Origin of the sequence: Prevotella sp. AM42-24 (genome assembly GCF_003461825.1) — a bacterium.
GTDB classification, from domain to species: domain Bacteria; phylum Bacteroidota; class Bacteroidia; order Bacteroidales; family Bacteroidaceae; genus Prevotella; species Prevotella hominis.
The window spans coordinates 1-25,846 of record NZ_QTXV01000047.1 but is presented as its reverse complement, the minus strand read 5'-3'; the positions used below and the strand labels follow the sequence as shown (position 1 = coordinate 25,846).

Annotated in this window: 20 protein-coding genes; 6 read left to right on the top strand and 14 right to left on the bottom strand. The window is 42.2% G+C overall.

Annotated features, from left to right (window positions below; genetic code table 11):
- Positions 1–91 precede the first annotated feature (91 nt).
- The 5 genes from aat to DW917_RS12445 form a co-directional block, all read right to left on the bottom strand.
- Complete coding sequence (gene aat, locus DW917_RS12465) at positions 92–757, bottom strand: leucyl/phenylalanyl-tRNA--protein transferase (protein WP_118119200.1); 666 nt, start codon at positions 755–757, stop codon at positions 92–94.
- A gap of 24 nt (positions 758–781) precedes the next feature.
- Complete coding sequence (locus DW917_RS12460; RefSeq protein WP_370453535.1) at positions 782–3,040, bottom strand: AAA family ATPase; 2,259 nt, start codon at positions 3,038–3,040, stop codon at positions 782–784.
- A 78-nt stretch (positions 3,041–3,118) separates the two neighbouring features.
- The gene (locus tag DW917_RS12455; protein ID WP_118119195.1) at positions 3,119–3,421 is read right to left on the bottom strand and encodes an ATP-dependent Clp protease adaptor ClpS; all 303 of its coding nucleotides are present in this window, start codon (positions 3,419–3,421) and stop codon (positions 3,119–3,121) included.
- A 14-nt stretch (positions 3,422–3,435) separates the two neighbouring features.
- A complete protein-coding gene (locus DW917_RS12450; RefSeq protein ID WP_118119193.1) occupies positions 3,436–3,942 on the bottom strand; it encodes a flavin reductase family protein in 507 nt (168 codons plus the stop codon).
- A gap of 150 nt (positions 3,943–4,092) precedes the next feature.
- Positions 4,093–5,433, bottom strand: coding sequence for an ATP-binding protein (locus tag DW917_RS12445; protein WP_118119204.1), 1,341 nt, complete (start codon positions 5,431–5,433; stop codon positions 4,093–4,095).
- A 643-nt stretch (positions 5,434–6,076) separates the two neighbouring features.
- Here DW917_RS12445 and DW917_RS12435 point away from each other — a divergent pair.
- The gene (locus DW917_RS12435; protein WP_118119188.1) at positions 6,077–9,112 is read left to right on the top strand and encodes a leucine-rich repeat domain-containing protein; all 3,036 of its coding nucleotides are present in this window, start codon (positions 6,077–6,079) and stop codon (positions 9,110–9,112) included.
- A gap of 518 nt (positions 9,113–9,630) precedes the next feature.
- Positions 9,631–11,679 carry a TonB-dependent siderophore receptor gene (locus DW917_RS12430; RefSeq protein ID WP_118119186.1) on the top strand — a complete coding sequence of 683 codons (2,049 nt, stop codon included), beginning with the start codon at positions 9,631–9,633 and terminating at the stop codon, positions 11,677–11,679.
- A gap of 122 nt (positions 11,680–11,801) precedes the next feature.
- Here the strand turns inward: DW917_RS12430 and DW917_RS12425 are convergent, their stop codons facing one another.
- From DW917_RS12425 to DW917_RS12415, 3 genes are all read right to left on the bottom strand, one after another.
- On the bottom strand, positions 11,802–12,089 hold the full coding sequence (locus tag DW917_RS12425; protein ID WP_118119184.1) for a hypothetical protein: 288 nt from the start codon (positions 12,087–12,089) through the stop codon (positions 11,802–11,804).
- Positions 12,082–13,512, bottom strand: a complete 1,431-nt coding sequence (locus tag DW917_RS12420) for an ATP-binding protein (protein ID WP_118119182.1) — start codon at positions 13,510–13,512, stop codon at positions 12,082–12,084. The genes DW917_RS12425 and DW917_RS12420 overlap by 8 nt, the downstream gene beginning before the upstream one ends.
- A gap of 300 nt (positions 13,513–13,812) precedes the next feature.
- The gene (locus tag DW917_RS12415) at positions 13,813–14,796 is read right to left on the bottom strand and encodes a cation diffusion facilitator family transporter (protein ID WP_233524728.1); all 984 of its coding nucleotides are present in this window, start codon (positions 14,794–14,796) and stop codon (positions 13,813–13,815) included.
- 240 nt (positions 14,797–15,036) lie between these two features.
- Here DW917_RS12415 and DW917_RS12410 point away from each other — a divergent pair, with 240 nt between their 5' ends.
- Positions 15,037–15,216: a hypothetical protein gene (locus tag DW917_RS12410; RefSeq protein ID WP_118119180.1), complete on the top strand. Its 180-nt coding sequence runs from the start codon at positions 15,037–15,039 to the stop codon at positions 15,214–15,216.
- 366 nt (positions 15,217–15,582) lie between these two features.
- Here DW917_RS12410 and DW917_RS12405 read toward each other — a convergent pair whose 3' ends face one another.
- The 6 genes from DW917_RS12405 to DW917_RS12380 all read right to left on the bottom strand — a co-directional run bounded on the left by DW917_RS12405 (position 15,583) and on the right by DW917_RS12380 (position 20,530).
- Positions 15,583–16,323: a hypothetical protein gene (locus DW917_RS12405; RefSeq protein WP_118119178.1), complete on the bottom strand. Its 741-nt coding sequence runs from the start codon at positions 16,321–16,323 to the stop codon at positions 15,583–15,585.
- A gap of 256 nt (positions 16,324–16,579) precedes the next feature.
- Positions 16,580–17,380 carry a hypothetical protein gene (locus DW917_RS12400; protein WP_118119176.1) on the bottom strand — a complete coding sequence of 267 codons (801 nt, stop codon included), beginning with the start codon at positions 17,378–17,380 and terminating at the stop codon, positions 16,580–16,582.
- Between the two features lie 35 nt (positions 17,381–17,415).
- Complete coding sequence (locus DW917_RS12395) at positions 17,416–17,940, bottom strand: zinc ribbon domain-containing protein (RefSeq protein ID WP_118119174.1); 525 nt, start codon at positions 17,938–17,940, stop codon at positions 17,416–17,418.
- Positions 17,941–17,963: 23 nt separating this feature from the next.
- Positions 17,964–18,689, bottom strand: coding sequence for a zinc ribbon domain-containing protein (locus DW917_RS17785; protein ID WP_233524727.1), 726 nt, complete (start codon positions 18,687–18,689; stop codon positions 17,964–17,966).
- A 23-nt stretch (positions 18,690–18,712) separates the two neighbouring features.
- Entirely contained in the window at positions 18,713–19,384 is a 672-nt protein-coding gene (locus DW917_RS12385; protein WP_199545557.1) for a hypothetical protein, read from the bottom strand.
- Positions 19,385–19,429: 45 nt separating this feature from the next.
- On the bottom strand, positions 19,430–20,530 hold the full coding sequence (locus DW917_RS12380) for a YARHG domain-containing protein (protein WP_118119170.1): 1,101 nt from the start codon (positions 20,528–20,530) through the stop codon (positions 19,430–19,432).
- Between the two features lie 748 nt (positions 20,531–21,278).
- On the opposite strand from DW917_RS12380, the gene DW917_RS12370 reads away from it, so the two are divergent.
- The 3 genes from DW917_RS12370 to rhuM all read left to right on the top strand — a co-directional run bounded on the left by DW917_RS12370 (position 21,279) and on the right by rhuM (position 25,680).
- Positions 21,279–22,508 carry a nucleoside recognition domain-containing protein gene (locus tag DW917_RS12370; protein WP_022121360.1) on the top strand — a complete coding sequence of 410 codons (1,230 nt, stop codon included), beginning with the start codon at positions 21,279–21,281 and terminating at the stop codon, positions 22,506–22,508.
- 101 nt (positions 22,509–22,609) lie between these two features.
- A complete protein-coding gene (locus DW917_RS12365) occupies positions 22,610–24,073 on the top strand; it encodes a lipopolysaccharide biosynthesis protein (protein WP_118119166.1) in 1,464 nt (487 codons plus the stop codon).
- 233 nt (positions 24,074–24,306) lie between these two features.
- Complete coding sequence (gene rhuM, locus DW917_RS12360; RefSeq protein ID WP_118119164.1) at positions 24,307–25,680, top strand: RhuM family protein; 1,374 nt, start codon at positions 24,307–24,309, stop codon at positions 25,678–25,680.
- The last annotated feature ends 166 nt before the right edge of the window (positions 25,681–25,846 follow it).

Sequence of the window (25,846 nt, the reverse complement as noted above, 5' to 3'; positions counted from 1 at the left end):
TTAAAAGGGGTGCGTCACAGACTTATGACACACCCCCTTTATTATTTTCTATTCAAAAGAGAAACTCTTTTATGCTTCATGCATGATTGCCCTAATCATCATTCATGATTTTCATATATTCCTCGTAGGAAATATACCTGCCACCCATCGACTTGAGATGAGCAGTTTCCAACTGGCAGTCTATCATTCTTCCTCCATGTTCTTTCATAAAGCGAGCTAAGAAGATGAGGGCAAGTTTGGAGGCAGAAGGAACCTTTGAGAACATACTCTCACCAATGAAGACCTTTCCTATGGTTACTCCATAAAGACCACCTACCAGTTCATCGGTCTCTTTGTCCCAGACCTCTACACTTGCAGCAAACCCCTGTTCGTGGAGATTGGTATAAGCCTGTATGATGTCCATGCCCAACCAGGCGCCATCCTCCTCGTTGCGGTGATTGCTTTTAGCGCATTCCATGATTACCCGATCGAAAGCCTCATTGATGCCCACCGAATACCTGTCCTTATTCATGAGCGTCCGCATCGAATGACTCACATGGATTTCATCGGGAAAGATGACAAACCGATTCATCGGACAAAACCATAATGGTTCCTCCTGGTCTCTAAAACTGTACCAGGGGAAAATGCCATTGCTATAAGCTAACAGCAGGCGGTCTATACTCAAGTCACCGCCCACAGCAAAGCATCCGTCTGATTCGCCAAGATGGGGATCAGGGAAGTAAATCTCATCAGCAGTATCATCTATCTGAAATATCATAACTCAAAACTATAGTCTTTAGCATTATTTCTTTAAAGGACGAACATCCTTGATGATGAGTTCCTTGCCGTCAAAGTCAACGATACCCTGACCGCCCTTCTTCAACTTGCCGAAGAGCAAAGCCTTCACTAAAAGCGGTTTCAGACGATTTCCGATGACACGGTCCATCTCACGGGCACCATACTCCTTGGTAAAGCCCCACTTCAGCATCTGCTCGAAAGCAGTATCCGTCAGACTAAGACTCACACCTTTGGCAGCCAACTTCTCATCAAGCTGACGCAGTTTCTTATGGAGAATCAACTCTGCCATGTGCTTATCCATATCATTGAACACCACCATATCAGACAGACGGTTGATAAACTCAGGCTTAAAGGTTTTCTTCACCTGTGCAAGCATCGCATCACCACGGGAAACATTACTATTGAAACCTACATTTGCCTGTGAAGCATACTGAGCTCCAGCATTTGAGGTCATGATGAGAATCACATTACGGAAATCAGCCTTCTGTCCCTTATTATCGGTTAATCGGGCATAATCCATCACCTGGAGCAGGATGTTATAGATATCGCTATGCGCCTTCTCTATCTCATCGAGCAGGAGCACACAGTTTGGCGTCTTGCGGATGGCATCGGTCAGGAGACCTCCATCTTCATAACCCACATATCCGGCAGGCGAACCGATGAGTTTTGCCACGGTATGTTTCTCGGTATATTCACTCATATCAAAGCGCACCAACTCTATGCCGAGTTCCTTAGCCAACTGTCTTGCCACCTCGGTTTTTCCCACTCCGGTAGGTCCCACAAAGAGGAGCGAAGCCAATGGTTTGTCATCATCTATCAAGCCAGCCTTTGCCATCATCACAGCCTCAACCACCTTATCTACCGCCTTATCCTGACCATAAATCTTGTCAATCATACGCTGCTGGAGCGTTGCCAAAGCATCGTTATCCTCATCCTTGATGGCAGCTGCGTCAATCTTACAAACCTTGGTAAGAATCTGCTGGATAATCGCCTTGGTAACGTAAGAACGCTGGCGATATTCCACAGGATGCACCTCCAGATAAGCACCCGCCTCGTCGATGAGGTCGATGGCCTTATCAGGCAGACAGCGGTTGCTGATGTATTTGGCACTGGCACGCACAGCATACTCTAATGCATCCTTGCGGTAAGTCACGCCATGATACTTATTATACTTATATTGCAATCCCTCCAATATCTTGATAGTCTCCTCCTCAGAAGGTTCCTTGATGTCTATCTGCTGGAATCTGCGGGTAATACTCTTGCTCTTAGACATATAGCGGTTGTACTCCTCGTAAGTAGTAGAGCCGATAAAGCGGATGTCACCAGCCTCCAGATACTGCTTGAGCATATTGGAAGCATCCAGACTGCCGTCAGAACCACGTCCGGCACCAATGATATTATGAATCTCATCAATATAGATGATGACATTACCTTCATTGGCTGCACCAGCCATGACCAGCTTGATGCGTTTCTCAAAATCACCACGATATTGGGCACCAGCCAACATCTGTCCGATGTCCATGCTGTAGATGCGGGCACCTTTCAGACGATCAGGCACCTTATCTTCATTGATAAGTTTGGCAAGCCCATAGACCAAAGCCGTCTTTCCTACTCCCGGTTCACCAATATGCAAAGGATTATTCTTCTCTGCACGGCAAAGCACCTGGATGGTACGATCCAGTTCCTGCTCTCTTCCGATGAGCGGATTATGTTCATCCACCTTTCTGGAGATACAAGTTACAAGCTGGTGCCAGTCATCCGGCATATTACGCCCTTCTTCGTCATAATCATCATCATACTCATCGTCCATTTCATCTGACATGATGCCTGTATCAGAAGCATCACCCTCAAGAGGGTAAAAGCTATCTACGCTGGCAAGGAATTCTCCCTGTCTGTCGCCAATAGCCTTTCCCAACAGGAATGCTGCCTCTGAATTTTGCAGCCCCAGCATCGCCTGCACGAAATGAGTCACGTGAACCAGTTTTCTATCTGCAGTCACCGCCAGGGCACAAGCTGTACCAAACATCGTCTTGAAAAGAGATGAAGGTTCTGGCAAATATTTAATTGTTGAAGGAACCCGCTCCTGTTTGGCAAGCCAATTTACCAAATCCTCATGCATTTTCAAACAGTCCACGTTTTCCTCCTGAAGAGCCTGACAGAAAGAGAACTGTCGCAAGAGTGCCAAGAGCAAGTGCTCCGGCATGATAAACTCATGGTCGAAGAATCGCGCTTGCTTGAGAGCATCATCCATCAAGGCACTCATATATCGGGTCAATCCCATACTATCCATCGTAATAACTTCCTTTCTTTTTAGGTGGGAAATTCCCACATTTTGTTTTACTTATTCTGGCATGTAAGTAAGCTTCAGCGGATACTTTTGTGAGCGAGACCGCTCCATGGCTTTCTCCACCTTGCTCTTGGCAATATCATAGCTATAAGTTCCCACCACGGCTTTTTCTTCATGATGTACCTTGAGCATGATTGTTTCTGCCTCTTCAGCCGACTTGAAGAAGATGGACTGAAGGATGTCCACCACAAAATCCATCGGTGTGAAGTCGTCATTAAACATCATCACCACATAACGTCTTGGTTCCTTTAATCGGGTCTTCTGACGTTCTCGAATTGCTGTTTGTTCTTGAGCCATTGTTTCGTTTATTGTTATTTAGTATAGGCATTTACGATTTCCACCACATAGACATCGTGGAATCCACCTTTCTCTCCATACCATTGCAAGAGACTCTTGTCGAGAAATTTCTCAGCAGTCATTGTATCCTTGAAGAGCTTACGGCACTCGAAGGTCATGCGAGCCTGCTCGAAAGCAATGCTTCCGTTGTCGGTTGCCACAGGTGTCAAACCAGTCTCCTTCGCCTTATCGAAGTCACGTCCACTCTTAGAACCACAGAAATTATAAATCTTGCGAGCCTCCTCGTTCTTACCGAGGAAAGAGAATGTCAAGTATTCATTTTCCTCTATCAACCCATGAGTATAACGTTCTGGGCGAATAAAGATGACAGCCACAGGCTTGTTCCACAACCATCCGAGGCATCCCCAAGAAGCAGTCATCATATTAAACTTATCCTTGTTGCCTGCAGCCACCAAGATCCATTCCTTGCCGATAGTCTCGAACACGTTATCATTGAGCGTTTTAACATCAAACTTTTCCATTTGCTTATTCCTTTCTTATATACCTTGTTTAATTATAAATTATAGGGGTAGATGAGCAATATCCATGCCATTTTCCTCAGAAGTTAATGCAAAGATAGTATTTTTATCCGAAAGTCCATTGCTTTCTGAGGATTTTTTCTTCCTCTATATTTAGATAGGACTAAACTTAAATATCGGTTCCGCCAACATTTCGGGTTGAAGGTACATTAACATATAAATCGGATAATAGAGAATCCTGCCGACGACCTCAACATTGCCATTGGAGAACACGATAGCATGAGGAATATCATACTCCTCATTACCCATCACATTAGAAAGTGCATTATGTCGCTTATAATCCTTACCAGACTTGATTTCTATTGGCAGCACCTTTCCCTTATCCTCCACCACAAAATCCAGCTCACCTTGCTTTTTATTATTAAAGTAGTAAAGAGCATAACCATGAGCACGAAGTTCTTGGGCTGCAAAATTCTCATAGATGGAACCATAATTGATTTCTGACTTGCCAGTAAGCAAGTCAATGGCTATATTGGCAGCATATTGACTCGCCAACAACCCCACATCACTCAGAAATAACTTAAACAAATTTCTTTGCTCACCTAGCTTCAAAGGCAAGCGTGGTTCTTCTACATTATATGTAGGCAGAGCTACACCAGCATCGGCAAGCCACAAGAAAGAGTTCTTGTAACGTTCAAACTTTGCCTTTTCATTCAATGCTTTCAAGATAAACCGTTTATTCTTGGCATTCAACTCCGAAGGAATCAAGTCAAAGATGTCTTTGATATACAACTTGTTCTTAGGGTCATACTTAGCGATGTCCTTTCCATAAAGATGCAAGATAGCTCTTTGCGCCTCTCTAACCACTTGCAAATTGTTGGTTACAATATATTTCTGAACGGCCTCAGGCATTCCGCCAATGATAAGATAGAGCCTAACGAGGTCATTCATTTTGTCATGCACCACCTCATCCACCACTTTGCGTTGTTCATAACACTCTTTCACATATTTCATCACATCAGCACTCATCCCCACAGCCTCGGCAAACTCCTCAAAGTCAAGCGGAAACATTTCTTTCTCTGCCATATAGCCAACTGGCACACTTCGAATATCTTTCAACTCTACCCCTAATAATGAGCCACTCATCACATAGCGATAACTGCCCTCATCCACCAAAAACTTAATGGCCGTCACCATCTCAGGGCATTCTTGTACTTCATCAAAAAAGATAAGCGTGTTCCCGGGAACAAGTTTCTTCTCAGTCAGAGCCGAGAGACGCAATAGAATTTCCTTTGCGTCCGTAGGTGTCTTGAAAGCTTTCCTACACTCAGGACTATTAAGGAAATTCACTTCCACGACATCTGCAAAACATTCTTTTCCAACCTTGCGGATAGCGAATGTCTTGCCAACTTGACGAGCACCAGAAATAAGAAGAGCCTTCTTCTCCGTCTCGAAGAAATTACGTAAATAACAGTATATCTTTCTATTAAGCATATTCTTGTTACTTTTTCCAACCATTATCTGGCAGAATTATGGAGCTTTTCCAACCATATTTCGAGCAAATTCTGCCACTTTTCCAACTTTAACACGCTGCAAAGATAGTATTTTTATTCGAAAGTCCATTGCTTTCCGAGAGATATTTTCAACATTTTTCCATGGTTTATGCCGAAAAGTTTGGAAGTATAGAATATTTTTCTTAATTTTGCCAATGATAAGGGGCTTGTGGCACCTCAACAAATAAAGGAGCAAAGCCTAAGTAATAACCAAAACGTGAAGTAAGAAACAGAAAGAAAAGAATAACGACGCAGCATCGGGTTTGCTACCCTATCCCCAATTTGTATGGCGGATGATAGTCTTATGGCTTATCCACATACAGCAAATTCAGGGGATACAGATAACAATAAAATTAACCAAAGCGTCGCCGTTCGATATATTTTTTTAAGATATTGAGCTTTTAGCTCTTGTTCTCCGAACTTCGAATACCGCCAATTTTCGCACGTGAGAGCAAGCAGATAGAAGGTTCATGCCTCTTTTGGCGTGGGCCGTTCTGTGCTTGTGTACGTGCGAGGTCACTTGGCGGTAACCTGAAGTTCGAACAAGCCACGAACGGCTACACGCCATTTTTTATTCATAGAAAATGAAACAGATTATACTAACATTATTTGCCATTCTTTGTTTTAGTCTTGGCACATACGCTATAGAAGCAGATGGCATAAATTATGATTTGACAAGTGCTTATGATGAAAATGACAAGTATATTGGAGAAGTTGCCTATGTTGCCGAAGGAGAGTATTCTGGCGATATAACAATTCCTGCAGAAATCCAATATTACGACGAGTGGGAAAAGAAAACTTACACTTATAAGGTTTGTAAGATAGCTGATAATGCTTTTAAAGATAACAACAACATAACAAGCCTCAACATACAAGCAGCAGTCAAGGAAGTTAATGTCAACTCTTGTGTCAATCTTAAGAGCCTCACTCTTCCTAACTCTGTCGAAACCATAGATTGTGATTACTGCAAATCCCTTACAAGTATAACCATCCCAACAAGCATGACATGTATTCATTCTTTGAAAGGATGCAGTAGCATCACATCTCTTACCATTCCTAAAAATATTACAACAATTGACGATTACGCCTTCAACGGAATGGAGAATCTGAAAAGCATTACAATAGAAGATTGTGATGACATACTAAACTTCGAAGGAGATCCTTTTGGAAGCGAGAGTAATATTGAGTTACTTTATCTTGGACGTAATATCAACAACACATCTTGGTTTAAGTCATTGAAAAGCATAGAGTTGGGGGTAAAGTTTACTAAAATATATGACGAAATGTTTATATATTGCTCCAATCTGACAACTTTCACAGCAAGAGGACCTATCACTACTGTCGGCAAGAGTGCCTTTTTGGGTTGTTCTTCTTTGACAACGATAAATCTCCCACAAAGCATTACCACGATTGAAGAATATGCGTTTGACGCTACAGGACTAAAGACTGTCAATCTTCCTCAATCTTTAACTTACATAGGTAACCATGCCTTTTCGTATTCGGCCTTAACGTCAATTGTCATACCTGAAAATGTGACTTCTATTGGCGAAAGTGCCTTTAATGGTTGTTCTGCACTGACTGACATTCAACTACAAAATGGCATCAAGACTATAGAGGACAACTCATTCGAAGAATGTACAAGTCTTACCTCCATAGTCATACCCAACTCCATTACCTCTTTGGGTAAATCTGCTTTCAAGCATTGCGAAAGTCTTACATCTGTCACATTTAGCGACAATCTAAAGGTCATTCCTGCCTATGCCTTTTATGAATGCACAAAATTGCTTTCCATCAATTTGCCAGAAGGCTTGGAACGCATTGAGAAGTTTGCATTCATGAACGACAGCAAGGTTACTAATGTCAAATTACCAGCTTCTCTCAAATACATTGGTCCTGCAGCTTTCAGCGAGTTCAACAAGTTGGAGGAACTGCACTACGAAGGTCAACTTAGCGACTGGGTAAAAATAACTTTTAATGACTACGACATAAACGAAGAAGGTGACGGCGGCTCTTATTACCCACTTGATACCAACCCCATTTCTTATACCAAGAACTTCTACCTCCGCAATGGAATGCAATTGAAAGACATTGTATTCACAGCAGACATGGATTCCATTTCCCCTATGGCATTCTATGGTTATAAAGGCACTATCGACAACGTTACGGTAGCTTCAGGCATCAAGCACTTGCGCATTGGCAAAAATGCGTTTACTGGCGTAACGGCTACCAATCTTATTATCGGCACAGACTTGCAAAAGATTACGGGTGCTCTTCCACAAGGCAAAAATGTAAAATATGCAGGAAGCATGAAGCAATGGTGCAACTTGGAACTTACAGCAAGTCCTATTGCTGCAGACGGAACAATCAATATAGATGGACAAGACTTGGGTACTCACTTGGAAATTCCAGAAGGCATCACTCGCATACCTAGCAATCATTTCTGCAAGTTAGGTTTTTCAACCATTTCCTTACCTTCCACATTGACAGAAATTGCTGATAATGCTTTCAATAATTGTGGAAATGTAAAAGAAATCATATTACCAGCTCAGATTACAAGCATAGGAGCAAGTGCTTTTTATGGATGTGATATTCTAAAGAGTGTTTCAAGAATGGAGCCAAAGGCAAAGAGTGCGAATACTTTATCTATTGGGAATGATGCTTTTGCATATTGTTGGTATCTCGAAGACATCAACCTTGGCAACATAGATTATGTTGGTAACGGAGCCTTCGATGCAACAAAATGGTATCAAAACCAACCTGACGGGTTGATGACGATTGGCAATACCATCTATAAATATAAAGGCGAGAACTGTATGCCAGCGAACACAATCATCAATGTACCAGAAGGCATCAAGTACATTTCTTATGAGGCATTTAAAGACCAAACAAACCTTATTGGTGTAACGCTTCCCTCTACTCTTCAATCAATAGGAAAATATGCTTTCTATCATTGCTCGCTCAATGAGGTAAGTCTCCCTGCCAACATTACAGAAATCAGCGAGAATGCTTTTTATTGGAACAACATCAGTAAGTTGACCATTCCATCTACTGTAAACAAATTGCAGAGTCACGCTTTTGGTAACAATCCGATAGAAGAACTAACTATTGACGACAGCGAGCAAGTTTTGAGCATCGATGGTTATCAAGATTTTGGCACAAGTCTAAAAAGAGTTTACTTAGGTAGAAACCTTGAAGGTATGGTAAATTATGGTTTAAAATACAATGAAACCTTTTACAACAACTCAATAGAAAAATTAACTCTTGGAAAGGATGTTACAGAATTTTATCAAGACTTGTTCACTTGTTATGACTTGAAACAAATAACTTGTCTGTCTATAGTTCCTCCTATAGTTGATAAAGAAAATTACTTGGTATTCAGAGATACACATTACCAAAATTGCACTCTTTACGTTCCTGCCGAAAGTTTGGATGCCTATAAGAATGCACAAGTTTGGAAAGATTTCTTGAATATTTCGGGCACTGCTACTGGCATCAATGGTGTTATCACAGATGACAAGGATGCAGACATCATCTACTACGACCTTGAGGGTAGAAAGATTCAGAACCCTGTAAAGGGACATCTTTACATCACCAACAAGGGTAAAAAGGTAGTGTTCTAAGATTCATGAAGTCATAGCCGTCAGGTTATGCACCATACATCCATCCCTCTCAAACAAGGGCTTTCCGGCTCTTGATTTGGGAGGGATTTCTCTTTCTCCCCTAAGAATGTTTATTAAAAGCTGGCTAACTGGGTCAACACGTATTAACAATAACGCTAAAAGTAGTCAACTAAAATCGTTAAACCACCCAGAATTGTTCACATTCCCCTATATATTTTATGTTCAGCAACGTTGAACATAAGTTCAACAATGCCGAACACAAGTTCAACGTCGACGACCATAAACTTCTTGTAGGTATAAGATAATAGTATTACGGAAGAGTGAATCATATAACCTATTCTAATCTAAACACATCATACAAGGGACAGTAAACACATCCATACAAAGGACCGTTTTGCAAAAAAATCGAATTTTATTTGGTCAGGTCTGTTATTATCAGTACCTTTGCACCCCGAAAGCCAGCGGCAAAGCGTACCGATGGCTTCCATTTATTATTTATTTTTAAACATTTTAATTTAATGTACAAAACAATTTTCAACAAGCGCAACAGCCTGAAGTTCAACCGCTTCTCCAACAAGGGCTACGCACTTTTCTCTGTTTTGGGAAGAGAGGTTCTTGTGGGTGCGCTCAGCGTTGCTACTCTGAGCCATGCAAAAGCAGAAGGAGTAAGCACCGAAGGAACTAAAGTAGATTCTACCCTTTATAAGGGCGGAAAGGCTTATGAGTTGGATGCGGTGAGCGTTACCGGATCTCGTGCGCCGATGACTGTAGAACAGTCACCTAAGATTGTGTCTGTCATTACCCGCGATGATATTCATCGTGCGGCTGCGCAGACTATCAACGATGTATTAAAATTAGCTACCGGCGTGGATGTCCGTCAGCGTGGTGGCTTTGGTGTTCAGACGGATATCTCCATCAATGGTGGAACCTTCGACCAGATTACCATTCTCCTGAATGGCGTCAACATTTCTAATCCTCAGACTGGTCATAATGCTTCTGATTTTCCTGTAGCTCTTGCCGACATCGATCACATCGAAGTGCTCGAGGGGGCAGCATCGCGCTTATTCGGAACTTCAGCCTTCAATGGTGCCATCAATATCGTGACCAAGAAGGCACAGAATGATGGAATATCTGCGAGTGTAGAAGGCGGAAGCTTTGGAAGTTTCGGAGCACAGGGACGTGTGCAGACGGCTTTTGAAACGAGCAAGTGGACTCATGCTTATTCTGTAAGCGGAGGCTACAAGCGCTCGGATGGTGGCACAGACAACAGCGACTTCGAGAAAGGACAGGGCTACGGCAATCTCGCTTTCTCTTACGACCAGCGTTTTGACATCATCGCACAGTTGGGTATCGCTACCCAAAGCTACGGTGCTAACACTTTCTACAGCGCCAAATATAACAACCAATATGAGAAGACAGACCACGGTCTGGCTTCGCTCAATCTGAGTCTGCACAACCAGGAGAAGACCTGGGAGATTGCGCCTCAATTCTATTATAACAAATTCAAGGACCACTATCAATTGATTCGTGGAACTCAGATAGGCGAAAACTATCACGACCTCGATGTTTATGGTGGTGGACTGAATGCCAACGTAGCTTGGGCTTTGGGTAAGACTGCTGTAGGTTTCGACATCAGCAAGGAGTGCATCTACTCTACTGCATTGGGTGAGGAACTCGCAGAGAAAGACTACAAGGACATCTCGGGTTCTGACCGTCAATATACCCGAAAGGGTGAGCGCACCAATACCAACATCATGCTGGAGCACAACTTCATCTTCGGCGGTTTCACCTTGTCGGCTGGTGTCTTGGCTAACAAGAATACAGGTTTAGACAACGACTTCCGCTTCTATCCTGGTGTGGATATGAGTTATCGTCCTAACGACAACTGGAAGTTCTACGCTTCCTGGAACAAGGCTTTGAGAATGCCTACCTACACCGACTTATACATGAGTAATGCGGTGCAGCAAGGCGACCTCACCCTGAACCCGGAGAAGAACTCAACCTTCAAGGTAGGAACACAATATCGTCAGACAGGATTTGCCGCAACCGTAAGCGGATTCTATGCGCACGGCACCAACATGATTGACTGGGTTCAGACTTCCGTGACCGAGCAGAACGACAGCAAGTATCACGTAATGAACATCGGAAAGCTCAACAACATGGGCTACAACGTGGATGCTACTATCTACATGAGAGAATTGGTACCAAACAGTTTCATTACCCGCATCAAGTTGGGTTATGCTTACATCTATCAGGATCATAAGACCGAGACCAACATCCTGAAATCACTCTACGCATTGGAGTATCTGAAGCACAAGGCTGTATTCGGTCTGGATCACCAGATTTGGAGCAAGCTTTCAGCATCCTGGAGCGTAAGATGGCAGCAGAGAATGAACGGTTATCATCCATACACCAAGGTGGATTGCAAGCTGATGTGGGATGAGAAGAAATACAATATCTTCGTAAAGGCCGACAACATCACTTGCCACCGCTACTACGACCTCACAGCTGTTAAGCAGCCAGGTTTGTGGATTATGGCAGGAGCCAGCGTAAATCTCGGCTGGTAATAAACTGACAATATAATAAAAACGAGCCCTGAAGCAAACTTTTCATCAGTTACTTCAAGGCTCGTTCCTTTTTTATCGGGACATTCTATTCCGTTTGCCCCATTGCTTGATCTTCCTTCTTATTATCTGTTAATGTATTTCTTTCCACCCTGCTGAATAACAACACCTTTTGCACTCTTATCGACTGGCATACCTGCCATGTTGAAAAATCTCTTAACATTCACTGCATCGGTTCGAGCCAGCTCGGTAATAGCTGTGCTTAAATTGTCTAATGAGTAAATAATAGTTTGATCCTCTCCTGCTACGTGAATGCTCAGCATCATATAAAATTTACCATCTGCTTTCACAAAGTTTACATTCATACTACCTTCAGGCAAAGTAATGATATCCCTACCCTTTCCTTTATCCAAATAGCTGTTCCATCTTCACCTCACTATGCACGATGCTATGATGCTTGCCATCTGCCACGCCATAAGTTGTGACGAATGTATTGACAAGCGAGAACTTGGTCTTGGTCGCCATTCTGAACAACTCCATGCGTTCTCGCAATTGTTGCTCATAAGATTCCGTGATATGATATTCCGATTTACTGAATTTCATTTCACATAAATGGATGATACGGTCGGCTCGCTTGATGACCAAATCTATCTGTCCCCCTTTTTGTTTATCATTACCTGTTTTGCGCCACGAAGAAACTTCCGTTGCCATTCCCAAAATGCCAAGTGCCTTCTTGATGGCATCCGTATGCACCAGACACACTATTTCAAAAGTTAATCCTTGCCAAGTAGATACCAAACGAGACTCAAAATTATGGCTCCACCACAAATCATCGCCAGACGTATCTTGAGCTATGAACTTATAATAGAATAAGGTATAGAAATCTATCAAGCGATAATTAGCCTCTCTCGTCTTACACCCGAAATTGTGGCTCCGAGAGATAAAGTCACATCGCTCAAGGTTTGTCAACACCCGCGAAAGAGTACCACCATTCACACCCACAGCCTTAACTATCTCTGCTCTGGACATCCCTCCATGATGATTTGCCAAGGCCTTTACCACATTGATATATAACTCTGCATTACTAAACAATGCATTATATAATTCGTCGAACTCGCTCCTCATGATGGCACTATGCGAAAAGAACATTCTATCCACATTTTGCACTAAACTATCTTGTGGATTAATCAAGCTCAAATAAAACGGAATTCCACCAAACACCATGTAGCATTGCAATATCTGATATCTATCCCACTTGCAATATTTCCTCTGCAAGTATTCTTCTGTTTCTTTAAGCGTAAACGGACGAATGTAAATGCTGCTCGTGATTCGAGCATGCAGTCCACCCTGGTTCTCTATCAGATTATCAACCATCCAAGATGTAGCTGAACCACTGGCAATAAACACAATGTCGCTACGACGAGCAGCCCAACCATTCCAAAAGTTCTCCAAAGCAGACACAAAGTCTGACTTTTGGGTATCTATCCAGGGCATCTCGTCGATAAAAACAACTTTCTTTCTATTCTCATTTAGTGATTCTATATATTCTTCCAACGCATCAAAGGCATCAAACCAATCGGCAAACTTTTCTGGCTTTACCCCGGAGAATTTCTTCAGGGCTTTAGCAAAATTGGTAAGTTGTCTTTGGCGAGAAAGATTATGTCCCCCCACAAAGGTAAAGTCATACTTTCCCTGATAGTATTGGTCAACGAGGAAAGTTTTACCGACTCTTCGCCGCCCATATACTATCACGAATTCCGAACGGTCAGATTCCATAACCCTTCGCAACTCATTACACTCCCGTTCTCTACCAACTAACATGTTTTCAGATGCCATATTTCTCCTTTTTAAAACCAAGTGCAAATATATTATATTTTTTTTTATCAAAACAAGAAAAAGGGCGATTTTTTACCCATATCTATGATTTTTTATGAGATATGGGTAAACAATCGCCCATTTTTACAACTTTTCACAAAAACAGGTCATCTGCTACCACCTCGCCCAGATGCGGTTTCAATAAGCATTATGCACTACTCCATACATAGTAACCATTGTTAGCTGGAGTCCGTATAATTGTCGGAAAATACATTTTTCAACCCATTTTCCGACAATTATAACTAGTAATTCTATCTACTTTTATTCCGGTTTCTGATATTTTCCGTTCACTTTTATCGGTTCGAGATGGATTCCCACATGGGTATCTGCGCCGAAGTGCTGCTTCAATCTTCGTTCGATATGGGTAGCATGCTCATGTGCCTCATAAAGCGAAAGAGAACCCGGCATGCGGACGTGCATTTCTATGGCAATCTTGTTTCCGATGCGACGAGTACGCAGGTTATGAATCTCTCCTACTCCCTGTTCTTCGTTCGCAATCTTCAGGATTTCATCTTCCTCCATTTCCGGAAGACTGGCATCCGTCAGCTCTTTCACAGATTGCATCACCAGTCCCCAGGCAGCCTTGATGATGAAGGCACTTACCACGATGGCAGCCAGCGGATCGAGTACCGCCCACTTTTCTCCCAGGATGATGGCTCCACCTATTCCAAACATCGTTCCGATGCTCGATAAAGCATCGCTACGATGATGCCAGGCATTCGCCACGACAGCCTCGGAATGATATTTTCTTCCGGCTTTAACCGTAAACTGATAAGCCCACTCCTTCATCACGATACTTACAATGGCTGCAATCAAGGCCACAACGCCCGGCTGCTGGAGTGTCTCGCCGCAGATGGCACGATAAGTCTTGGTTACACCAGAATAACAGATCATCACACCCACCACGAAGAGCGAAATACCGATGATGGCTGTGGCAAGCGTCTCGTATTTGCCATGACCATAATCATGGTCCTTATCCTTCGGTTTATTACCTAACTTAACGAATACCAGTACCACCACATCGGTAGCGAAATCAGTAAGCGAGTGGATGGCATCCGCTATCATGGCTGCCGAATGTCCGAGAATACCTGCAGCAAACTTCAGCACGAGCAGCACCACATTGATGATGCTTCCCGCAATCGTCACCTTATATACTTCCTTTACTCTATCCGCATCAGCGGAATAATCCTTATTCTTATCTGCTGCAATCTCTTGCACGCTATTTACTTTCTCTTTCTTTTCCATTTTATAAAATCCAATGGAAGTCCTTTGCTTCCTCTTATCATGTTTTTGTATAATCCAATCCTTTATCTTGTCTTTCATGAATTGAGCGGCAAAAGTACATCTTTTTTCTGAAAGCGGATAAAAAGGGAGATTAAAAAAGTATAACGAATAGGGAATAATGTGATAGCGAAGAGAGAAAAGCATGGAATTTTGTGATAAAGTTGTATCTTTTTCTTGAAAACAGAGAAAAGAATAAAAACTATGGAATTCGACAAATCACCGAACTTAAAATATCAAGCCGTAACCGTTAATTCTGCGAAAGAAAACTGCGGAAATCCGCAAAAATTCGACATAGAATTAATAAAAGTATTATTTTTGCAAAAGAAAAATGCGGAAATCCGCAAAAATCTTTCCTGTTATGATTGTAAATATAGAGACTAATATCTACCTTTGCTACGTATAGACGATAGTTTTATGAAGTATGTGATAACAGGCGACCTCATCAAGAAATACCAAAACGATGACGGCATCGTATTTATGGACGTTTTGATTTCTTGTTGGATAAAGATTCTATATGAAAACTTAAATAAAATAAAAAGGAGGGTGTGTCATAAGTTAATGATTCACCCTCTTTTCTAAATATCAGTCTAATTGCTTAAACTCAAAATCTGCTTTGCTGCAACAACTCTTCTTATAGTCGAATTGGTACATACGCATATACTGCTCTTGTATCTCCTTCGCCCCATTATAAAAAGGGTCAGAAGTATATTGTTGAGTTGTAACAGTAATGCAACAAGTGATTCTACTCTATTTCACGTTAAACTTGTTCACTACCTTTATAATGGAATCTACATAATCTTCCCTTTTCACAACTCGTTGAGCAGGATGATAGGTATCCAGGCACAATCTGCCATCCTTGTTATAGACAAACATACATTTGTCATTTCCCAATGGAACCACCTCATGCTCAGTGTGCTCATCTATGCCCCAATCTTTCTTGAAAAGCCACATTGTATTGGCAAAACAAATCACTTGCGGGTCATACAAACGTATCTGTTCTTCAACAATGTCTTTCCACTGCTCATAAGCCTGTGCCAACTCTTCATCAGAAGTAGATCTATAACCTGGCATCTTATCGACATTGATATAAGCAATATCCTTCAACAAATCAACCATAGACTTATCATCACGAATATATGGCACATCGCTATCACCATAAAGTTTATGATTACGTATGCCAAAGAGACTATAGATAATGGGTTGCCAAGTTGTATTCTTGAAAGCATCATCATTATTGAAAGCACCATAAACTTCCCAACCACCGCCATAGGGTTTACCTTCCTTCATATCATCATACGGCTGTTTCAATATCCACATGATACGAGGAGAAGACTGACAATAGCCTTCGATATTGAACACTCCATCTGGCAACGGCCAAAGGTCATCTGTTGAAATTCCCAACTCTTTAGCCCTTGCATAAATCTCTTCCTTGATTTTCTCCTGCCCTTTGCGAATGTCTTCAGAAGATAGTTTTTTTGAATTTACCATATATCTACAATTATAATATTAAACATCTACCATTTTGTAATCAAACCCAAATTAATAGGCATAATCATAAGAGTTTCTTTCTTCCTCGTTCTGCGCTTGCACAACCTTTGCTAAATAAGGTCTTAGAGTTAGCCAATCAGAGAACATTTCCACTGGTATTTCTACGCCAGAGCAATAAGCAGAATTTGCTTGTTGAATTCGCCATAAATGCATAAATTATCTTTTTCATAAAATATGTTTTATAATTTTCATTTACTTAACGATTGATATCGCCTATCTTAACCATAATAGAAATACCATTTTGTTTTATAGTATCGTTGCTGAAAGTTAGGTTGTTCAACCCATACACTTTATCCGTACCTTTATACTTATCAACTTCCTGATTTTCTTTTTGATACTTCGCATAAAGAGTTTGTTTCATTTCGTTGACCGTTGGGTCGCTTTCATCATAAACTTCACCTGTTTCTTCATTATGACCATCTACAACTAACGACTCTAGATCGTACTTCATACTTATACATTGACCAAGAATTCCTTGCTGGCTCAGTTCCCATGTCCCAGTACACATACTACCATATTTTGTACCGTCATCATCCATTGTACGCATCTCTGTAAACTCCCCATTTTTATTGAATTGATACATAATAGTAACATCATCCGTTGCCAATTCTTTCCAACTGCCATCCATCTTTGACATGGTGAGTTCGCTACTATCTACACTAAGCATTTCATATCCCAAGAAAGCAAAGGCAATAATGGCAACGGCAACAAGTCCCCAAGTTATTCGCTTAGCCAATCTCTTAGAAACAGAGACTCCATATCCTGTGTCAACAACCTCATCATCACCATCGGTTGTTGCATCTTCAGGTTCTGGTGCAGGCTCAGCCACAGGCTTGCTTTTTGATTTAGGAACTACAGGAGCTGACTTTTCTTCTTTGTCATCAGCAATGATGGCTTCTGAATTTTCAAGCCACTCTCCGCAATACTTACACTTCTTTGCTACTGCAAGAATCATTTCGCCACAATAAGGGCAACGCTTCATTTCTTTTTTCTCCATAATTCTATTTTTTAAAAGTTAATATTCAGTTTGGGTTAACCACGGAAGGTAAAATACAGTTTTCTCAAAAACGAGTAGACTCCATAACTAATGGCCGTAGCCAGTGCTACCGAATGTGGTTTAACTATCGAGTCAGAGAACAACGCTTGCATGATAATGGCACTAATGCCAAGTGCCGCGACAAAAGCAATGATACAAAAAATAATTTTAACAAATAAGGGAAGTGACTCTTCTTCATCATCATCTTCTTCAATATCTTCTATCTCATCATCCTTTGAAGACAATTCAAAAGTAATCGCGTCACCAGATGTTCTTAGCCCTGTTTCCGCTATAGATTTAGAAGTCTTTTGCCGTTTTTCATAATCATCAATATTCTCATGACATACTGGGCAAACGACAGCATCTGCATCTATCTCTTCTCCACACACCGGACACTCTTTGGTCTTCTTGGCTTCTGGCTGTGGCTCATCGATCCATTCGCCACAATATCTACACTTCTTGGCTATGGCCAAGATGGTTTCCCCACAATAGGGACAAGTTTTTGTTTCATTTTCTGTCATAATTTCTTTCTTAATTAGGTTTATTATGAATGTTGCGTGGTGAAATGCAAGGTTACCTCATCGCCTTCGATAGTACCAGTCATCTTGCCGTCGCTCACAATATCCAATGACACCGACGAGCTGCCATTGGCAAAGGTCATCTCCAAGTGGTCGCCCGAAAGGCATCCCGACAAATCATCAAAACGTTGATTACTCAAACGGGCAATAACGCTTCCACCATTAATAACACCTTCTTGGTCAATGGAGAATTCCAATTCTATTGGTGTGCCTCCATTAACAAACTTGCCCTTGCAACGCAAGTAGGTTTCAAAATAGGGATTAGTTTCATCATACGACTGGGAATAAGAGTTACCAGAGTTTGATTCATCCGTCGAATAGTCGTCGGAAGACGTATATGTTTCGTCAGTATCCGTGTCAGTCGTATCTACCATAACAGAATCTGCGTAATTTTCATTGCCATCATTACTCATTCTACCTCCACTGGCATGCATGGTAACAGCTATGATAACAGCCAAGATTGCGGCAACAGCAAGAACCACCAATGATGCTACGACATTGGGGCTACTATGACTCTTGGTTTCATCAGATTCTATTGGGTCAACATGTTGCTCATTGTAGACAGGTGGAACCGAAGTTGGAGGAACATCCCCTGTCAACCATTCCCCACAATATCTGCATTTCTTGGCTGTGGCCATAATCTCTTCGCCACAATAAGGACAACGCTTGGTTTCTCTTTGTTTCTGCTCCATAATATTTAGCATTTAAAAGTTTTTTAAAACATAACACTACAGATGAGCAGAAAAGGAATAAACAAGACATAAGCCATCTGGGCATATTGCAGTATTCCAATCTCTACCTCGTCCTCATCCAATTCATCCAAACATCCTTCTTTCAAGGAAAAGTTCAATAGTATCAATAATAAAGAATCAAAAAATGAAAGTACGGGATTGTTGGTATTACCGTTCACTAAGAGAACTATCCCAAACAATAATTCCACAATAGTCAAGATACCACCCCAACGTAAAGCCCTTTCACTCTTCACTATCAAAACAATACCAACATATAGGTTGATTACCAAATAAGCAAAAAAGAGAAAAAGCACAAGAATGAACGATAGAGTTGCCCCATCACTCGCACTCTCCCAGTCCAAATTTTTGTCTGCAAGGATCCAAAACAAGCAAAACAAGCCTTCCATGGCAATGAGCGACGAAATGGATACCGTCTTAAATACCTTGTGGTTGGCCCATGCCTGCTGCAAATACATCCAGAGGATGGCACCACATACAAAAGATATCAAGGTTCCCAAATTTTCGGGGATTGTAGCACTGAATTTCCACAAAAGCCCCTTGGTAAAATGAAAGTCATGGGCAAGACTTATCAGTTCGCCTAAAACGACTCCTCCAAACGCTATGTTCAGATTGCGTGAATGATTGTATATTACCATATTCATTATTTTCGAGTTTAAATATCTACTTCAAATGGACATGCATTAATCTTCATAAGCCTCTATTAGCTTTATGTTATCACGTTCTATTTTACTCAATTCTTTAGTAACATTTCTACTTATCGGTGTGTACCAATCATACTGACTAAAGTATTGTCTAAGATCATCACTCTTGAAAATATACCCATGACGAGCAAAGATATAGTTACGCATTATACGCAATTCACGGCTGCTTTTATTTTCCAAATCTTCTGGTTCTGCATACCGCATACATAACCAAGCATATTCGTCATCATTTGAGTCAACATTTGTAGTTGTCACACTTTCATCAGGACCATCTGATTCTGCAATATCCTCCTGATTATTTACAGCCATTGTATCAACAGCCAATGTATCTTCACCCTCCATCTTTAGGTCTGGAGCACTCATCTTGGACGGATATTCCTGCCACATCTTAATTGTGTCAAACATATATGGCAAACCTTGTGAATAGCCAAAGACGATTAATAATGAACAAACAACAATGGCAATATAGTCTATAGGCTTCGCTTTTGATGTTCCACATTCCAAATCTCCAGACTTACAGAGTTTTATAACCAAAATAAGAGGACCAATATATGGAATAAACAGACTAAGAACCCACTTCCAAGAAAGTTCTGCATCACGTAAACGTCTTACATACAAAGCCAAAGAAGGAATGATTATCGCCAGCTCTACAACTAAAAGCACTAACGAGATTTGCAATAGTGTACGGGACGAATCTAAAAAAGTCACATGTTTATCTACCAATAAAAATGCAAGTCCAAAAATAGCATTAGTAAAGAGCGCAGTCCAAAGCATACAAATCCAAAAATGCTTACGCCCTATAGATGACTTGAAATCACAATAATGCTTGATGAACGGCTGATAGAAGAAATACTCTATCCAACCTGGGATATTCTCTTCCAACTCTTCATCAACATTATTAACTCCCTTGTCTTCTATGTTCGACTTCGCCAAATCCACAGAAGAAGCAAATGGAGACCTCACTTGTGCTGTTTCTTTTGTTAAAGGTTTGTCCAACCATTCACCACAATAACGACATTTTTTAGCTACAGCTAATATTGTTTCACCACAATAAGGGCATCGTTTTATTTCTCGCTCCATAGTTACATGTTTTAAATTCTTAATTTAGGGGACAAAGATAGTGATTCTACTTGACACTATCAAGTCCATAATGGTTCATAAGCGAAATTTCTTGATTTCGGCTTAACAAAAGTTGTAAAAATCGTTATGTTTCATTGGTATATTATCATTTTGCCAGGTGTTCCCGAGACTTGGCGGGTTAAGATTTCGGTTTCGGCAAAATAAAAAAGCGTGGGAACTTACCAGTCACTCGTCCCACGGATTGAGGCCTTCGCATTGCCCTGCATTGTTGAACGAGCAACGTCGAAGCCCACGCCGATATGTATACACTTTCCCCAATACGGATATAGACCTATCGCCTTGACGCAATAAGCCATACCAGTAAAGGGATGTGAATTAACACATCCCGAGAGCACCTACCGTTGCTATGTTCTGACAATGCATGAAGTTTGCGAAGTTTCAATCCGTCAAGAACAAAGCGCTAAGTATGCGCCTTTTCCATTATGTCGCGATCCTTTTCAGAATCGCTGACAAATATACAAATAATGCTTGAAAGGACAAAGAAAAAATGGCAAAAATCCCTCAATGAGGGATAAAATTCATCAAATTCCTCCCTCTATGAGGGATTTTCTATATAAAACGAACCCTAAACAAGTTTTTTGTTGTAATTTTGCAGCCGTGCTTGAAAAAACGACAAACAGGCTCTCTAACTTTCTACCAGCTGGTAGAAAGTTAGAAACTATAGTAAATTGAAGAAATATACAAATAAATGGTTTTAAATTATATTTGGATAGCATTTTTCGTGATTGCGTTCATCTTCGCACTCATCGGATTGGCAATGGGAGATACGACTATCTTCCAGAAGATAGTAGATTCCACCTTCGACTCATCCAAGAATGCCTTCGAGATTTCTCTCGGACTGACGGGCGTGCTCGCCCTCTGGCTTGGCATCATGAAGATTGGAGAGAAGGCGGGAGTAGTGAATGTGTTGGCAAGAGCGCTCAGCCCGGTCTTCACCCGTCTCTTCCCCGATATTCCGAAGAACCATCCGGTGATGGGAAGCATCTTCATGAATATCGCTTCGAATATGCTGGGACTCGATAATGCAGCAACGCCTACAGGATTGAAGGCGATGCAGCAGATGCAGGAACTCAACACGAAGAAGGATACGGCGACGAATCCGATGATTATGTTCCTGGTTCTGAACACCTCAGGACTCACCATCATCCCTACCACCATCCTCGCCTTCCGTGCCTCCTATGGAGCAGCCCAGCCTACGGATGTCTTCATCCCTATCCTGATGGCTACGCTCGTGGCTACGCTTGCCGGCATCATAATCACTTCGCTCTGGCAGCGCATCAACATCCTGCAGCCGGTATTGCTCGCTACTCTGTTGGGAATGTGCGCCTTCGTAGGCATCATCATCTGGGGATTCGGACAGATGGATAAGGATACGATGAACACGGTCACCACCTTGGCTTCTAACATGATTCTCCTGGGCATCATCCTCTGTTTTATCCTGGCTGGTTTCTGGAAGAAGGTGAATGTTTATGATGCGTTTATCGAGGGAGCGAAGGAAGGTTTTACTACGGCGGTGAAGATTATTCCTTATCTCGTAGCTATCCTTGTGGGCATCGGCGTGTTCCGTGCTTCGGGAGCGATGGATATGGTGATTCAAGGCATTTCGTGGTCGGTAGAACAATGCGGCTTGAATGCCGATTTCGTAGGCGCCCTGCCTACCGCCATCATGAAACCGCTATCGGGAAGTGGCGCACGAGGCATGATGCTGGAGGCGATGAAGAACTATGGTCCTGATTCGTTTGTGGGCAGATTGAGCTGCATCTTCCAGGGTTCCACCGATACCACCTTCTATATATTGGCAGTATATTTCGGAAGCGTAAGTATCAGGAATCCCCGCCACGCCGTGGCTTGCGGCTTGCTCGCCGATTTGGCAGGAGTCATCGCAGCAATCGCTATAGCATATTTATTCTTCGGATAAGAGTCTCCCACAGATTTCACAGATTTACACAGATAATCTTTGAATGACGGCGCAAGCCCAATTTAACATTCAACACTTAACATTCAACATTAAGAAAGATAATGGCAAGTTTAAAATCACTCGCAAAGGATACCGCCATCTATGGTTTGAGCAGTATCATCGGCAGATTCCTCAACTATCTGCTTGTACCACTCTATACGGCTAAGATCAGCGCCGCCAGTGGTGGTTATGGTGTCATCACCAACATGTACGCCTATACGGCGTTACTCCTCGTTATTCTGACCTACGGAATGGAGACCACCTTCTTCCGTTTTGTCAACAAGGAAGGAGAAAACTCAGAAAAGGTTTATCACACGGTATTGAGCATGGTGAGCTTCACTTCCCTACTCTTCATCGCCCTGGTATTCCTCTTCATCACGCCTTTGAGCGATGCGATGGGCTATGCTGATCATCCAGCTTACGTCTGGACGATGTTCGTTACCGTGGCTATTGATGCCTTCCAGTGCATTCCTTTCGCTTATCTCAGATACAAGAAGCGTCCGCTGAAGTTTGCAGCCTTCAAGTTGCTCTTCATCGGTCTGAACATTGCGCTCAACCTGGTTTACTACGTCATCATGGATGGTCACGATGTGGGTTATGCTTTCTACATCAACCTGGTTTGTACCGCCTCCATCACCTTCTGTTTCTATAAAGAACTGAAGGAAGGATTCATGGGCGAGAAATGTTCCTGGAGCGAGTGCAAGGTGCTCGTCAGGAAGATGCTGGGCTACAGCTGGCCTATCCTCGTGCTCGGTATTGCCGGTATTCTGAACCAGACTGCCGATAAGATTCTCTTCCCTTACATCTATGAGAAGGGCGATGCGCATGCACAACTCGGAATCTATGGAGCAGCCAGTAAGATTGCGATGATCATGGCGATGATTACCCAGGCTTTCCGCTATGCTTACGAGCCTTTCGTATTCGGCAAGGCAAAGGATAAGGACAATCGACAGACTTACGCTTCGGCGATGAAGTATTTCGTCATCTTCACCCTGCTTGCCTTCCTGGTAGTGGTAGGTTATCTGGATGTATTGCGCCACATCATCGGTCACGACTACTGGGATGGTTTGAAGGTAGTGCCTATCGTAATGGCTGCCGAAATCATGATGGGAGTATATTTCAACCTCAGTTTCTGGTACAAGCTCATCGACAAGACCATCTGGGGTGCTTACTTCTCGGGCATCGGTTGCCTGGTATTGATAGCCATCAACGTTATCTTCGTACCTATCTATGGTTACATCGCCTGTGCCTGGGCTGGTTTTGCAGGATATGGAACAGCCATGCTTCTCTCCTACTTCGTGGGTCAGAAGAAGTATCCTATCAACTATCCGGTGAAGGAGATGATGATCTATGTGGTTCTCGCCCTCATCCTCTTCGCAGGAATGACCGAGGCTAATAAGTTCTTCTCCAGTGGAATTGCCTGCCTCATCAACACGGTGCTCATCCTTATCTTCGCCGCTTATCTCGTGAAGAAGGATTTCCCATTGAAGAGTCTGCCGGTGATAGGAAAGTACTTTAGGAAATAGGCAAGTACAGAAGCACTTTGCCTAAGAAAACTAAGAATAAAAAGGTCTTCGAGATATATAGAAGAAAGCTGTCGGAACATATAGTAGATGTTCCCGATATATATATAAGATCAGAAAACGCCCAACAGCTGATGTACAATCGTCGTTCAGTTGTTGGTCGGATTTTAGACAAATAACACAAGGCTTTGTTATGCTTACCTTTGTCGCATATAAACATAAAAGGAACCATCATAATGCAAGATACAAACAACAATAACAAAGAATTGCAATCTCCTTTCGAGCAACTGCGAGAGGTAGATGCCGATGGCAAGGAATGGTGGAACTCCAGAAAGCTGGCTCGTGTAATGGGCTATGGCAAATACTGGAACTTCGAACGCGTCATCGCCAAGGCACAGGCTTGGACATCACAGAAAGGTTACCCTCTCGGAGAGCATTTCGTAGAAATCACTGAGATGGCAGAACTGGGAAGTGGTGCCATCAGAGAGGTGAGGAGCATTCGCCTCTCTCGTGCCGCCAGTATGGCTGTGACTATGAACGCCGATGCCAAAAAGGAGATGGTGAAGTTGGCTCGCCAATATTTTAGTTCGACAATCACACCTGATGTAGCCGCCAAAAGCATGGAGTCATCCATCCTTATGTATAGAGGAGGACATAGAAAGGTGCAAGTGCAAGTTGTATTCGACGCCAATACATTCTGGCTTTCACAACAGAGAATGGCGGAATTGTTTGGGGTAACTGTTCCGACCATCAACTATCATCTTGAACAGATAAACGAAAGTGGCGAAATCCATTTGTCCGATGCTATTAGAAAAATTCGAATACCTTCGGACAAATGGTCAGGAGAAGTCATGATGTACAACCTCGATGTGGTCATAGCGGTAGGCTATCGTGTAAACAGCTACGAGGCTACACAGTTCCGCATTTGGGCAACAGGAATTCTTAAAGAGTACCTCACCAAAGGTTTCGTACTGGATGACGAACGCCTGAAAGGGAAAAATGTATTCGGGGCTGATTACTTCGATGATTTGCTCGACCGCATACGTGAAATACGTATAAGCGAACGTCGTTACTATCAGAAGATAACGGACATCTACTGCGAGTGCAGTTCTGACTATAACAAAGACTCCGAAGAAACCCGAGTTTTCTTCAAGACGGTACAAAACATAATGCACTATGCTGTAACCAAACAAACAGCAGCAGAAATCATCTATGACCGTGCTGACTCTGAGCGTCCTCACATGGGTTTGACCACTTGGAAGAACGCTCCCGACGGAAGAGTCATCAAGTCGGACGTGACCATCGCCAAGAACTATCTGAGCGAAAAAGAAGTAGAATCACTGAATCGATTAAGCAATGCCTTCATTGATATTGCCGAGCAAAATGCTGAAGACCATATCTTGATGACTATGGCGGACTGGTCAATACTCTTACAGAAGTACATGGACTTGAACAATCGTCCTATGCTTCTTGACACAGGACAAGTAACACATGAGCAAGCGATAGAAAAGGCTCTTACTGAATACGATAAATTCCGTGTCATCCAAGACCGTGAAATCATGTCGGATTTCGACAGACAGTTGAAATTGCTATTTGGGGACAAGGAATAATCCAGAGATTGTAAAATCCTTTGTACGTAGTATCAAAGAACATCTTATGAGAAATCAACTTAAAAACAGATTAAGTATAAACGATATTTATTCTCTTTGCCTTCAGATGCAAGGCAAAGAGAATAATGAGGGTGTGTCATAAGTCTGTGACGCACCCTTTTTTTTG